This window comes from Floccifex sp., from assembly GCF_051873555.1.
GTDB lineage: Bacteria > Bacillota_I > Bacilli_A > Erysipelotrichales > Erysipelotrichaceae > Floccifex.
Genome location: NZ_JBJEEY010000052.1, coordinates 1 through 13,356, shown reverse-complemented (window position 1 = coordinate 13,356; position 13,356 = coordinate 1). Strand labels below are relative to the sequence as shown.

The window sequence follows — 13,356 nt, the reverse complement described above, 5'->3', positions numbered from 1 at the left end:
CTATGATTAGCGCAATTTTTTTATTTTAGGGTTATTTACTCGTTACAGCCCCTTTAATGAGATTTTACTTTTAGACGATTCAAGGCACGAGCCAAATGCAACTGCGCCAATTTATATTCCTGAATACTTTGTTTCTGCAACAACTCTTCCTTGGCCCTTGCCACCGCTTCTTTTGCTCGTTTTTCATCAATTTCATCAGGTCTTTCAATGGTATCCAATAACACTAAAACATCATTATTTTCAACTTTGATCATGCCTGAACCAATGGAACAAATTTCTCTAGGTTTTTCAGGCACTTGAAATTGAAGCTGACCAGGTACAACACTACAAATCATATTGCTGTGTTGGGCCATAATTCCAATCAAACCATCGAGTGTTGAAATCACTAAGGATTCGCATTCTCCTTCATAAAAAATACGATCACTGGCAATAATATGAAGAAAAAAATTCATTTTTATTCTCCTGTCATTTGTCTGGATTTTTCAATAACATCTTCAATGGTTCCAACATTGAAAAAAGCGGCTTCCGGATACTCATCCATTTGACCATCCACAATTTTCTTAAATCCTTCAATGGTTTTTTCTAAAGGCACATAAACTCCTTTCATTCCACTGAACTTTTCCGCAACATGGAATGGCTGCGATAAAAAACGCTGTATCTTTCGAGCCCGATTCACGATTTTTTTATCTTCATCACTTAATTCATCCATACCTAAAATCGCAATAATATCTTGCAGCTCATTGTATTTTTGTAACACTTCCTGCACTTTTCGCGCAGTTTCATAGTGTTCTTCACCTACAATATTGGCTTCCAAAATACGAGAAGACGATTCTAGCGGATCTACAGCCGGATAAATCCCTTGTTCCGATATTTTTCGTGACAAGACAGTTGTGGCATCCAAATGTGTAAACGTAGTGGCAGGTGCCGGGTCTGTTAAATCATCGGCTGGTACATATACAGCTTGAACCGATGTAACGGAACCATTTTTAGTGGATGTGATTCTTTCTTGTAAAGAACCCATCTCATTGGCTAAAGTTGGCTGATAGCCTACCGCACTTGGCATTCGACCCAATAGAGTCGATACTTCACTCCCGGCTTGTACAAAACGGAAAATATTATCAATAAATAAAAGTACATCTTTATTTTGCCGATCTCTAAAATATTCAGCCATTGTTAATCCAGATAAAGCCACACGCATACGAACCCCTGGACTTTCATTCATTTGACCAAAAACCAGTGCTGTTTTTTTACTGACACCACTTTCATTCATTTCCTGCCATAAATCATTTCCTTCACGACTTCTTTCTCCAACACCTGTAAAAATGGAGTATCCACCGTGTTCCATGGCAATATTATGAATCAATTCCTGAATCAGAACAGTTTTTCCAACTCCGGCGCCTCCAAACAATCCAATTTTTCCACCTTTTGGATAAGGCTCCAGCAAATCAATAACCTTAATTCCTGTTTCCAATATTTCCACAGCTGGCTTCTGCTGAGAAAAAAGTGGTGCTTTGCGATGAATGGACCATTTCTTTGTAGACTCTGGAAGATTTTCTTTTCCATCAATGGGATCTCCCAATACATTAAACATACGACCTAGTACACAATCTCCAACGGGTACTTCAATCGTTTTCCCATCAGCCATAACTTCCATTCCTCTTGCCATGTTTTCACTAGGCGCTAACATGATACAGCGAACTGTATTATCTCCTAAATGCTGAGCCACTTCCATAACACGTAGTTTTTGTCCTACCATAATTTTGCAGGCATCCTTAATTTTAGGAAGAGGACCTTTTTCAAAATAAACATCTACTACAGGTCCAGATATTTCAACAATTTTACCTATGTTCATTGTGAACCTCCCTTTTTCTTACGCTTTTGACGTTGTGCCTTGGCCCCAGCACTGATTTCTGTGATTTCCTGGGTAATAGCCGCTTGTCGCACGCGATTATATTCAACTTGTAATTCCGCCAATATTTTTTCCGCATTTTTATTAGCACTGTCCATAGCTGTCATACGCGCATTTTGTTCCGAACAAAAGCTATCTACCAATGCACTGTAAATAAAACCAGCAATATAACTTGGCATCATGCTTTCCAATACAGTTTTTAAAGAAGGAACAAATTCAAAATCCGTTTCCAGTTCATTTTCTTTCATAAATTCAAAACGATGAAAAGGCAATAAACGAAATGTTTTTGCTTCTTCTTGAATACTCGATTCCATGTCCGTATAAACAACATAAATTTTGTCTAATTTCTTTTTGTCATACATTTCCAATAAAATAGAACAAATTTCTCGAGCACGATCCATTGTTGGATTTTGAGCTGTATATAGAAAACTTTGTTCAATGGGAATATTGTGTTTCATAAAATAACGACGCCCATATTCCCCTACCACAAATAATTTTGTGTCTTCATGTTTCTTTAATAATTTTTCCGTTTCCTTGATTACATTTAAATTATAGGCCCCTGCCAATCCTTTATCCGCTGTAATAACTAAACACCCATATGTTCCATTTAAAGGTGGTTCATCTTTTGGTGGATAAAAATAACGAGATTCAATGTCGGGAGCACGACGGAAAATTCTTTTGATTTCATTTTGCGTATATTGAAAAAAAGCACGCGTCTGATCTAATTCTTTTTTTGCTTTTGTAAGTTTTGTTGACGAAATCAAATACATCGCATTGGTAATTTTCTGTGTATCTTTTACACTATTGATGTGATTTTTAATTTCCTTTGTGGACGCCATTTTCTTTACTCTTTTCTATAAATTCTTTTGAAAGCGAAACAATGCGATCCTTATTTTCTTGTGATAATTTCTTAGTTTGTTTGATTTCAATTCCAATTTCAGGTGCCTTGGCATCAATATATTTCACCATTTGAAGTTTCAAATAATCAATATCTTTCAATGAAACATCCATAAAAACTCGATTCAAAGCTGCTACTAAAATATAGACTTGTTCATTTTGTTGTAAAGGCGAAAACTGCGGTTGACGCAGAATACGCATTAGTCCTTGTCCATATAATAATTGATTCTTTGTGGACTCATCTAAATCCGAAGAAAACTGTGTAAAAACTTCCATTTCACGATATTGTGCCAAGTCCAATCGCAATGAACCCGTTGCTTGTTTAACAGCCTTTGTTTGTGCATCGCCACCTACACGAGAAACCGATAACCCAACATTAACAGCTGGTCTTTGCCCTGAAAAGAATAAATTACTTTCCAAAAAGATTTGTCCATCGGTAATGGAAATAATATTCGTTGGAATATAGGCAGATACATCTCCTGCCTGTGTTTCCACAATTGGTAATGCTGTTAAACTTCCTCCACCTAATGCATCACATAAATGCGCTGAACGCTCTAATAAACGAGAATGCAAATAAAATACATCACCTGGATAGGCTTCTCGACCTGGAGAGCGTTCTAATAATAAACTTAATGCACGATACGCAATGGCATGTTTCGATAAATCATCATATATAATCAATACATCTTTTCCTTTATGCATAAAATATTCTCCTAAAGAACATCCTGCATAAGGGGCAATATATTGCATAGGAGCACTTTCACTAGCTGTAGCACAGATAACTGTTGTATATTCCATCGCTCCTCTTTGTTTTAAGTTCTGACAAAGCTGAGCAACTGAACTGGCTTTTTGTCCAATGGCGACATAAATACAAATGACGTCTTTATCTTTTTGATTGACAATGGTATCCAATGCCACAGATGTTTTTCCTGTCTGTCGATCCCCAATAATCAATTCTCTTTGTCCTCTTCCAATCGGAAACATCGAATCAATCACTAACAATCCAGTTTCCATTGGTGTATTTACTGGTTGTCTTTCAATAATAGAAGGGGCGCTTCTTTCAATGGGATAGTATTCCTTGGCCTGAATGGGACCTAAATCATCAATAGGACTTCCTAAAGCATCAACAACACGTCCAATACATTCATCGCTTACTGGAATCCCGGCCATTTTACCTGTTCGACGAACAATGCTTCCCTCCACGATATCACGATCATCTCCAAACAAGATACAACCAATTTCATCTTTTCGTAAGTCTTGCACCATTCCACGAATACCTTGTGAAAAAATTAAAATTTCACCATAACAAGCATGTTTTAATCCACTGACTGTAGCAATTCCATCGCCTACAGTTATAACATGACCAATTTGACTGGCCATGGCCTTGGGTGTCCAATGTTGTAAAGTGTCCTGCAATAAAGGAATAATATCTTCACTGGATTGTTTTAAAGCTTGCTTCCATTGAAATTGAAGTTGCTGGATTCGAGATTCAATGGACCAGTCATAAAAATCATCTTCTACAGAAATTCGAAAACCATTAACTAAAGATTCGTCTAATTCAAATTTCAAAAGAATTTCACAGTCATATTTCTTTTCTAAAAAATAAATAATTTCTTGTTTCTGCGATTCCTTTGGCTTTTGTGCACTATATAAAATCGCAACCTTAGAACTATTCATGCATATCTCCTTGAGAGGCTGCCTTTACAAATTCTTCATACATGTCTTCTGTTTCCAAAACTTTTCGTGTCGTTTCTAAAACCAAAGCCGTAATTTCCTCCTTCGTTTCTTCTATCATTTTTGCGTGTTGAAGATCCGCATTTTTATAGGCTTCATGAACAATTTTATCCGCCTCTTCTTTGGCACTTTGAATACGAGAATTCACAAGTTCTTCTGTTTCTTTAATGGCCTTTGCTTTATTTTGTGCCATTTCTTCATTAAAAGATAGAAGCTGCTTCTCATATTGTGCCTTTGACTTCATAGCTTCTTTCAAAGCTTGTTCTTTTTCTTGTTCTAAATTCGCATAATATTTTTCTCTTTTATTCATAAAATCAACTACAGGTTTATATAATAAAATATAAAGGCCACCAAATAAGATTATAAAATTAAATAAGTGAAGAAAAATTTGTTGAAAATTAATATTTAAAGGCATGGTAACTCCTATAATACAAAGATAATCAAAATCGCAACAATCAAAGCATAAATAATTGCTGTTTCAATAAAAACCAGTCCCAACATTAAAACCGTTTGAATTTTACTTGTTGCTTCTGGTTGACGAGAAATTCCATCAGCGGCTTTGCTAATGGCCATTCCCATGGCAATGGCTCCTGCCACTGCTGCTAATCCAATCGCAATGGCTGCTGCATACGCTTTGCTTCCTGTCACGGATGCATCGGCCGCAAAAACAGATATATTACTTAAAAATAAAATCGTACTGGCTGTCGCACTTGAAACAACACTTTTTACTGAATTTTTCATAGTTTCCCTCTTTCTAGGCTTTTGCCTTTTTTTGACTTGGTTCACTGACTTCTCCATAGAATAAAGCCGTCAACATTGTCAATACATATGCTTGAATTAAAGCATGTAATAAAGTAAATAGTATTCCTACAATGACTGGTAAAACAAAACTCAATTGAATATAGTAATACACAAGTTCTGTGACCAGTAATCCACTCAATAAAGCTCCAAATAATCGAAAACTCATTGAAATAGGTAACGAAAAATCTTTTAATGTTTTTCCAACACCTTTTATACCATTACTCACAATTCCACCAGATAAAATCACAAGATATGATAGACATCCAAGTGAAATAGCTCCATTGATATCGGATAAAGGCGCCGACATGGAAACACTCAATCCTTGTGCTGTAATTAGTTGAATTCCAAACAACTCGGATAAAGTTCCTATAAAAATATATACACCCGCTGCAAATATATAAGCTCCTAAAAATTTGTTGCGATGTGGACTATTGGATTTTGCCAGATTCACAAAGTAACCCACAATGGTTTCCACTATAATTTGTGGTTTAGATGGAACCATCTTAAACTTAGGAATCAAAAAGAGTCGGATCATTAGAGCAATGAATAAGATTATTCCTGTTACAACAAAACCAGAAACCAATCCAGGGTTTACATCCATAAATCCAAACAAACTGATTTTATTAGTTTCATGCAGCACTCCATCTTTCATTACTTCCTGTATACTTTCTGTGCTTGTGTTTCCTTTACATAAAAAGGAAGCCACTAAGCAGATGATCGCAAGGCATAAAATCACAATAATGTTTTTAATTCTTTGTTTTTTGCTCATAACTCTCCTTTCCTTATCATTTTTAAATTCACTCCTTAATGTATCACTTATACGCAACAACTTCAAACAAAAAATAAAAAGGTCATTTAAAATGACCCTCATTGATCCGCATCCATTTTTTTATACATTAAAATTAATTCCTCAATCAATTCCTGCGCCAACATTGATGTCATCAAATGATCTTGTGAATGCACCAATAAAACATTGACCTCATTTTGATTGCCATTCATTTCATCAAACAATAAATCCGTTTGTGCCTGATGTGCTTTTACACTGGATTCACCAGCTTGTTTTAAAAGTTCCTGTGCTTGCTGATAATTATGGTTTTTGGCTTCTTGCAGCGCCTGAAACGCAAAGCTGCGAGCTTGTCCAGCATAGGCAATGATTTCAAAAGAAATTTGGTTAATATCTTTTTCCATACAAAATGTCCTTTCTTTTTTCCTATATTTTATCACGTGTTTTAAAATTGAAAAGAATCCGTTATAATACAAATATGCCAAAGATTAAAGAAGATGTATCAAATACAATAGAAATTAAAAAAAGTAAATTCATTACATATCTTCATCGCAGTCAAAGTGAAGAAGATGCCAAAGAATTTCTAAAACTCATCAAGAAAAAATATCCCGATGCCACACATCATTGTACATGCATGATTATAGGCAATATTGTTCGCTCCAATGACGATGGTGAGCCCGCCCAAAGTGCAGGTCACCCCATGTTAAATGTCTTATTACACCAAAACATACAAGACATTTTTGCAGTTGTCGTTCGCTATTTTGGTGGCATCAAATTAGGAACCGGGGGATTGGTCAAAGCCTATAGTTCCAGTATTCAACTGGCTTTAGAAAAAGCCACATTAACACAATCTATGATGTTTCATGAATATAAGATTTCGTTTTCCTATGATTTTATTGGAAAAATCGATGCATATTTTCGAAAAAACAACATAGAAATCACATCAATGGACTACAATGACATGGTACACTATACATATATCGTGGAAAACGATATTTCAAAAGATATTTTAGAACTCACAAATGGACTTGTAAAGCCTGTATATATACAAGACATTGAAAAAGAAAAAATAATCTAAAGGAGATTTATATGCAATATCTATTTTTAATTCTAATTTTATTAATTCTTTTTTGTGTTATACTTCCTGTTTTTATTTATGCACTACCTTTTATCGTATTGATTTCTCTTATTGGTTATTGGATCAAAACCAGAAAAAAAGATGTTCCTTCTACTCAACAAGACGAAAAAGTCATTGACGTGGAATTTACAGAATACGAGGATGATGCGCAATGATTTTACATAATGCCATCGGTTTAGAACAAGACATTCAATCTTTATTGGAAAAGTCTTTGCTGAATATGGATAAAACACAAATCAAAGCCTGGATGAAACATGAATTCGATGCTTCGTCTATGTTTTGCATGGTAGTTGATAATAAAGTAGTTTCGTGTCTACAAACAAAGCGCCGTTTCTTTTTCCACAATGGTTCATCTTGTACGTCTATGGTCATTACTATGGCAGCAACTTTACCTGATTATCGCCAGCAAAAGTATTTTTCTTCTTTATTGGATGCTGCCTTAGAAAAAAGTGCCTGCAATGATTTATTGACCATTGTTTATACTACTTTTCCAAAATTATTTGAAACCAGAAGTTTCTCACTTGTTTCTAAAACTTTATTGTATTCACTGGGAAGTGATAAATGTGAAAAAGGAAATGAAAAAAATGTAGTTCTTTACAATGATTCCATAGATTTATATCCTGTTTATTGTGAATTTATGTCTTGTTTTGATGGAAGTATTCGCTATAGTAAAAAAGAATTTGAAAATCAAATTCAATTTGTTCTTCAATCTCAAAAGAAAATACTTGTCATGAAAAAAGACAATGAAATTCGTGGTTTCATTGTCTTTAAAGGCACAAAGGAATACGCAAAAATTGATTATTTAATATATTTAGATAGTCAAGCCATTTATGATGGTTTTCATTATTTGAGTTTGCGTTTTCCGGCTTTAACTTTTATTGGAAGTGAATTTGAACGATTTGAAAAATTATTTTTATTGGATTATCCACGACACTATGGATGCATCCTGGCTCGTTTAAATCACTATAAATTGTTTTCTCAATGGGCAAATCAAGAAGTTGGTAATGCCGCTTCTTTCTTTGATTCCCTGGAAAAACCCATTTGGATGCATGTCATTGAATAATTATTGATGATGAAAACGCCATTGGTAGTATTCATCATCTTTTTCTTTGGAAATGGTTTCTTCTTGTTTAGGAAGAAGTTGAAAATGACAAGAACAAAAAGATTGTTGAAAATCATCGATATTCATATTTGAATGCCATTTTTCATGACTTAAAACAATCTGATTTTCTTTTTCATATAAAATAACATTTGATTCCAGACAATAAAGTACATACTTTTGTTTTAAATAATAAAGTGCTTGTGTAATATCAAAGGATTCCATGATATCAAAAAAACGATGACAGTGCATCGTTAATCCTCATTTGCCCATGAAGGAATTTCATTTCCTCGATGAATCAAGATAGCCTTCTGAAATTCTGTTTGATTCAAAAACTCCATAATGGATAAAGTTTCTTCCTCACTGCATCCCAGCAATAATTTAACTTCACAATCTTTTTTTAACACATCTGCACTTATCGCAATGGCACCCACTGAATTCGATTCATTGCTTCCTACAAAAATATCAATTGGTGCCTGGTCCGATCCCAATGTATCGGATAAGAAACCATAGTCAACGGGATAAATTAAATTTTTATACTTAAAATGACATGTTCCTTTTGGTCGATCAATTGTGATATTGCTCGATAATAAAATCGTATCAATTTTCTGCCAAAAAGTAGCATTATTTTCTATTTCAGTCATAGTTTTCCTCCCATATAAATGTATTATATGGTATTTTCAAAAAAATTTCAATTCATTTTCAAAACAATGAAAATTTTTTCAGTCCGATATAAAATCCCAGAATTCAATTTCATCGGCTGTATTAAAATCAATGAACGAATCCAATTGCCAAATGGATACACTTTTATTCATATCATTGAACCCAATTCCACTTGTCACAATTTGTCCATCTTGTACTACATAAATAGTAGGTGTATATAAAAAATATGGACATAAACTTAATAAATATTGGCCTTCACTTGTGGAAGAAGACAAACAATCGTCTTCATTTTCTCTTGAAAAATCAAAATCAGTGGAATCCAATGTATATAATACAATTCCATTGTGTTCTTGTTTTGTTAATTCAATATAATTTTCCAATGATGCACAAAAATCACAGTTTTCACGAATGACCATGAAATTAAATGTTTCTTTATTTTCTAATTTTTCTTGTAGTTCTTGTGTTGTGATTTCAATTTGCTGATAAGGATCTGATTTTGTACATCCACTAAAAAAACACAACACACAAATCATAATTATATATTTTATTTTTTTCATATATCCCCCTGTAAATGATCCATTAAATGAATAATCGAATACGCCAGATTTTCTAGTTTTTCAGCGCCTTTATCAATTGCAACTTGAAACGTCATAGCCCGATCACTGCTTGAAAAAATGCCAGCCATTCCGTGTTCATATAGTTTTTGATAGCCAATGCCTAAAGCACCACTCAAACAAATAGTAGGTACATTGTATTTCTTTGCGATATTTAATACTTCAAAAGGAACTTTTCCATATTCTGTCTGTAAATCCGTCTGACCTTCCCCTGTAATAACTAAGTCACTAGATTGAATGTGTTGTTCCAAATTTGACATAGAAGCCACTAATTGTGCGCCTGGCATTCTCTTGGCATCAAAGACGCCCATTAAACAAGCGCCAATCCCACCGGCGCATCCTCCACCTTCAAAAGAGTCCAAATCAACATGAAAAGTATGTTGCATGCAATCCCGATAATTTTTCATCCAGCAATCGACTTCACTCATTTGATTTCGGTAAAAACCTTTTTGTTTGCCAAAAAAATGTGTGGTTCCTTTTTCTCCTAATAAATGAATATTCACGTCACAGGCAACCGTTATTTCAATATTTGGTTTTATAAATTTTTTCTTATTGATATAGACCATATTTTTGAGTCCATATGGATTGGCTTTACATGGTTCCATGTGCTTATTGTAAAATTCTATACCAAATTCATTCAATAAGCCCATTCCCCCATCATTGGTACTGCTTCCTCCTAAGCCAATTACCATTTTTTTACATCCTTTTTTCATGGCATCTTTCATCATAATGCCAACGCCTCGTGAATTAGCAATAAAAGGATTTCTTTTATCTTTTTCAACCATACTTAAGCCAATACAACTTGCCACATCTAAAATGGCAGTATTGTCTTTTGTGATAAAATAATACGTCATGATTTCTTTTCCATACGCATCCAATGTTTTGACATCTATTTTAGTCGCATGTAGACATTGCCCTAAAACCTGTGCCGTTCCTTCTCCGCCATCTGCCATACTTGAACAATATATTTCATGGTTTGGATTCGCTTTTTGAATGCCTTTCGCAATGGCTTCATTGGCTTGTTGACTTGTCATACATCCTTTAAATGAATCACACGCTACAATTATTTTCATATCCTTATTTTATCACATTGTCTTGAATTCCTAAAAAGAATATAATAAATAAGAAAAACGTAAATGCGGAGGAAAATATGAAAAAACATATTTGTATAGGCGTAAGTGGCGGAATTGCTGCTTATAAAGCTTGTGACCTTGTTAGTCAATTATCAAAAAAAGACTATGAAATTAAAGTATTAATGACAAAGCATGCCACTGAATTTGTAGCACCTTTGACATTTGAAACACTTTCCCATAACCATTGTTATTGTGATTTATTTAATCCCAATATTGAAGATCCCATTGAACATGTCGAATTAGCTAAATGGGCAGATTGTTTTGTGATTGTTCCTGCTAGTGCCAATGTGATTGCAAAAGTCGTACACGGAATTGCCGATGACTTTTTAACAACTACTTTTTTAGCTTGTCACACAAAAAAAATGATTTGTCCAGCTATGAATGTACATATGTACGAAAATGAAGTGACACAACAGAATTTGAAAAAAGCAAAAGAATTAGGATATATTGTTTTAGAACCGGATACAGGTTTATTAGCTTGTAACGATGTAGGAAAAGGAAAACTTCCTTCTGTGGATGCCATTGTTAAAGCTATTGACCATTTATTTATAGAAGACAATACTTTAAAAGGAAAAAATGTATTAATTACAGCTGGACCAACACAAGAAGCTATAGACCCTGTTCGCTTTATTTCCAATCATTCCAGTGGAAAACAAGGCTATGCGATTGCTAAAGCCGCTAAAGATATGGGTGCCAATGTCACTATCATCAGTGGTCCAACACAATGTGAAGAAATAAATGGTGTTTCTATTGTTTCTGTAAAAAGTGCAGTTGAAATGTTTGAAGCTGTAAAAGAACATTTAGAACATTCAAATTATATTATTATGGCAGCTGCTGTAGCAGATTATCGTCCTGAACAAATATCTGAACAAAAAATCAAGAAAAACGATGAATCCATGGTAATCCATATGATTAAAAATCCAGACATATTAGCTTATGCAGGCCAACATAAAAAAGAAAATCAAGTGATTTGTGGTTTTGCGATGGAAACAGAAAATCTGGAAGAAAATGCATATAAAAAACTAGTGTCAAAGAATTGCGATATGTTGATTGCGAATAATTTATTCACAAAAGGTGCAGGTTTTAAAACCGATACCAATGTTGTCACTTTATTCAAAAATAACGAAAGAATTCATCTTCCAAAGATGACAAAAGAAGAATTGGGTGTTAAAATTCTTAAAACACTTAAAGAAATAGAAGAAGGACGCAAAACATGTTAATTGCTATTGATATTGGAAATACAAATATTACAATTGGTATCTTTGATAAAGATACGTTTCTTGCCAATTATAGAATGACAACAAAAGTTCGTCGTACATCCGATGAATATGGTTTTTTAATGAGCACTTTTTTAAATGCTTCCAATGTATCAAAAAAAGATATTGAAGCTATTATTGTTTCAAGTGTGGTTCCTAAAGTCATGCACTCATTTGTGAATGGAATTCGAAAAATATATGGAATTGAACCCATTATTGTAGGTCCAGGCGTTAAATCTGGCATCAGTGTTCAATTGGAAAATCCAAAAAGTGTGGGAGCCGATCGTATTGCGGATGCAGCGGGTGCTTATTATACATATGGAGGCCCTGTTCTTATTGTCGATTTTGGAACGGCTACCACTTATGATTATGTCGATGAAAACGGTTGTTTTAAAGCAGGCGCTATTTCGGTTGGAATTGAAACAGGAGCCAATGCGCTTTGGGGACAAACTGCTCAATTACCTGAAATTGAAATCAAGCAACCAAAGACTATTTTGGCAAAAAACACAAAAACAGAAATGCAAGCCGGTATTTTTTATCAATACTTAGGCGGTGTTGAATATACAATTCGCCAGTTTAAAAAAGAATGCAAAAAAGACTTTAAAGTTGTCGCAACTGGGGGCTTAGGAAAAATTGTATTCCAACACACTAACTTAATTGATTTCTATGATCGTGAATTAATATTCAAAGGTCTTAAAGTTATTTATGAAAAAAACAAGGAGTGAGAAATTCACTCCTTTAAAATCTCTTTAACCACTTCTATCGATTCATCCAGTAAATTCGCAATTTCTAATGCACCCATTCCTTTTTGTGACATAGAATAGACTGCTTTTCGTAAACCGGTTTTAAGCCCAATTATTTCACCTTTCTTGATTCCAATTACTTCACCTTTTTTGAGCCCAATTACTTCACCTTTTTTGATTCCAATTACTTCGCCTTTTTTATAGATTTCATCATAACGCTGATTTGCATCCATTTCATTGCGCTGAATATACATTTCCTGGATCCATCTTTTTTCATCTTCACTTACTAGATTCATTATACACCCTCTTTTTCATTTAGGATTTCTTGAACTGTTTCAATTGGTTCATCCAGTAAATTCGCAATTTCTAATGCACCCATTCCTTTTTGTGACATAGAATAGACTGCTTTTCGTAAACCGGTTTTAAGCCCAATTATTTCACCTTTCTTGATTCCAATTACTTCACCTTTTTTGAGCCCAATTACTTCGCCTTTTTTGATTCCAATTACTTCACCTTTCTTGATTCCACTCTCTTCGCCTTTTTTATAGATTTCATCATAACGCTGATTTGCATCCATTTCATTGC

18 protein-coding genes and 1 pseudogene are annotated in these 13,356 nt (G+C 34.2%); 5 read left to right on the top strand and 14 right to left on the bottom strand.

The genetic code is table 11. The features are described 5' to 3' along the window. Positions 1-53: 53 nt before the first annotated feature. From atpC to ACI32A_RS03000, 8 genes are all read right to left on the bottom strand, one after another. On the bottom strand, positions 54-452 hold the full coding sequence (gene atpC, locus ACI32A_RS03035) for an ATP synthase F1 subunit epsilon (protein ID WP_439753550.1): 399 nt from the start codon (positions 450-452) through the stop codon (positions 54-56). A 2-nt stretch (positions 453-454) separates the two neighbouring features. Further along, positions 455-1,852, bottom strand: a complete 1,398-nt coding sequence (atpD, locus tag ACI32A_RS03030; RefSeq protein WP_439753549.1) for a F0F1 ATP synthase subunit beta — start codon at positions 1,850-1,852, stop codon at positions 455-457. Further along, positions 1,849-2,748, bottom strand: a complete 900-nt coding sequence (gene atpG / locus ACI32A_RS03025) for an ATP synthase F1 subunit gamma (RefSeq protein ID WP_439753548.1) — start codon at positions 2,746-2,748, stop codon at positions 1,849-1,851. The genes atpD and atpG overlap by 4 nt, the downstream gene beginning before the upstream one ends. Next, a complete protein-coding gene (gene atpA, locus ACI32A_RS03020; RefSeq protein ID WP_439753547.1) occupies positions 2,726-4,483 on the bottom strand; it encodes a F0F1 ATP synthase subunit alpha in 1,758 nt (585 codons plus the stop codon). Before atpA ends, atpG begins: the two co-directional genes overlap by 23 nt. Further along, a complete protein-coding gene (locus ACI32A_RS03015) occupies positions 4,476-4,955 on the bottom strand; it encodes an ATP synthase F0 subunit B (protein WP_439753546.1) in 480 nt (159 codons plus the stop codon). Before ACI32A_RS03015 ends, atpA begins: the two co-directional genes overlap by 8 nt. Positions 4,956-4,963: 8 nt before the next feature. Continuing rightward, positions 4,964-5,281: an ATP synthase F0 subunit C gene (locus ACI32A_RS03010; RefSeq protein ID WP_439753545.1), complete on the bottom strand. Its 318-nt coding sequence runs from the start codon at positions 5,279-5,281 to the stop codon at positions 4,964-4,966. 13 nt (positions 5,282-5,294) lie between these two features. Then, complete coding sequence (locus tag ACI32A_RS03005) at positions 5,295-6,110, bottom strand: F0F1 ATP synthase subunit A (protein WP_439753544.1); 816 nt, start codon at positions 6,108-6,110, stop codon at positions 5,295-5,297. A 98-nt stretch (positions 6,111-6,208) separates the two neighbouring features. After that, on the bottom strand, positions 6,209-6,529 hold the full coding sequence (locus tag ACI32A_RS03000; RefSeq protein WP_439753543.1) for a PTS lactose/cellobiose transporter subunit IIA: 321 nt from the start codon (positions 6,527-6,529) through the stop codon (positions 6,209-6,211). Positions 6,530-6,603: 74 nt separating this feature from the next. Here ACI32A_RS03000 and ACI32A_RS02995 point away from each other — a divergent pair, with 74 nt between their 5' ends. The 3 genes from ACI32A_RS02995 to ACI32A_RS02985 are packed head-to-tail and all read left to right on the top strand — an operon-like array spanning position 6,604 to position 8,326. Next, the gene (locus tag ACI32A_RS02995; RefSeq protein ID WP_439753542.1) at positions 6,604-7,203 is read left to right on the top strand and encodes a YigZ family protein; all 600 of its coding nucleotides are present in this window, start codon (positions 6,604-6,606) and stop codon (positions 7,201-7,203) included. Positions 7,204-7,214: 11 nt separating this feature from the next. Beyond that, a complete protein-coding gene (locus ACI32A_RS02990; RefSeq protein ID WP_439753541.1) occupies positions 7,215-7,418 on the top strand; it encodes a hypothetical protein in 204 nt (67 codons plus the stop codon). Then, positions 7,415-8,326, top strand: a complete 912-nt coding sequence (locus tag ACI32A_RS02985; protein WP_439753540.1) for a GNAT family N-acetyltransferase — start codon at positions 7,415-7,417, stop codon at positions 8,324-8,326. Before ACI32A_RS02990 ends, ACI32A_RS02985 begins: the two co-directional genes overlap by 4 nt. On the opposite strand, the gene ACI32A_RS02980 is transcribed toward ACI32A_RS02985, so the two are convergent. The 4 genes from ACI32A_RS02980 to ACI32A_RS02965 all read right to left on the bottom strand — a co-directional run bounded on the left by ACI32A_RS02980 (position 8,327) and on the right by ACI32A_RS02965 (position 10,712). After that, positions 8,327-8,614, bottom strand: a complete 288-nt coding sequence (locus tag ACI32A_RS02980; RefSeq protein WP_439753539.1) for a hypothetical protein — start codon at positions 8,612-8,614, stop codon at positions 8,327-8,329. A gap of 2 nt (positions 8,615-8,616) precedes the next feature. Continuing rightward, positions 8,617-9,006 (bottom strand): inorganic diphosphatase, encoded by a 390-nt coding sequence (locus ACI32A_RS02975; protein ID WP_439753538.1) that lies wholly within the window; start codon positions 9,004-9,006, stop codon positions 8,617-8,619. 78 nt (positions 9,007-9,084) lie between these two features. Continuing rightward, the gene (locus ACI32A_RS02970; RefSeq protein ID WP_439753537.1) at positions 9,085-9,582 is read right to left on the bottom strand and encodes a hypothetical protein; all 498 of its coding nucleotides are present in this window, start codon (positions 9,580-9,582) and stop codon (positions 9,085-9,087) included. Next, positions 9,579-10,712, bottom strand: a complete 1,134-nt coding sequence (locus ACI32A_RS02965; RefSeq protein WP_439753536.1) for a glycerate kinase family protein — start codon at positions 10,710-10,712, stop codon at positions 9,579-9,581. Before ACI32A_RS02965 ends, ACI32A_RS02970 begins: the two co-directional genes overlap by 4 nt. Positions 10,713-10,789: 77 nt before the next feature. On the opposite strand from ACI32A_RS02965, the gene coaBC reads away from it, so the two are divergent. Further along, the gene (gene coaBC / locus ACI32A_RS02960) at positions 10,790-11,992 is read left to right on the top strand and encodes a bifunctional phosphopantothenoylcysteine decarboxylase/phosphopantothenate--cysteine ligase CoaBC (protein ID WP_439753535.1); all 1,203 of its coding nucleotides are present in this window, start codon (positions 10,790-10,792) and stop codon (positions 11,990-11,992) included. Further along, positions 11,986-12,753, top strand: a complete 768-nt coding sequence (locus tag ACI32A_RS02955) for a type III pantothenate kinase (protein ID WP_439753534.1) — start codon at positions 11,986-11,988, stop codon at positions 12,751-12,753. Before coaBC ends, ACI32A_RS02955 begins: the two co-directional genes overlap by 7 nt. A 5-nt stretch (positions 12,754-12,758) precedes the next feature. Here ACI32A_RS02955 and ACI32A_RS02950 read toward each other — a convergent pair whose 3' ends face one another. Both ACI32A_RS02950 and ACI32A_RS02945 read right to left on the bottom strand, forming a co-directional pair. Further along, positions 12,759-13,067 carry a hypothetical protein gene (locus tag ACI32A_RS02950; protein WP_439753533.1) on the bottom strand — a complete coding sequence of 103 codons (309 nt, stop codon included), beginning with the start codon at positions 13,065-13,067 and terminating at the stop codon, positions 12,759-12,761. After that, positions 13,067-13,356, bottom strand: a pseudogene (locus tag ACI32A_RS02945) (hypothetical protein); the annotation flags it as partial. The pseudogene ACI32A_RS02945 and the gene ACI32A_RS02950, both read right to left, overlap by 1 nt.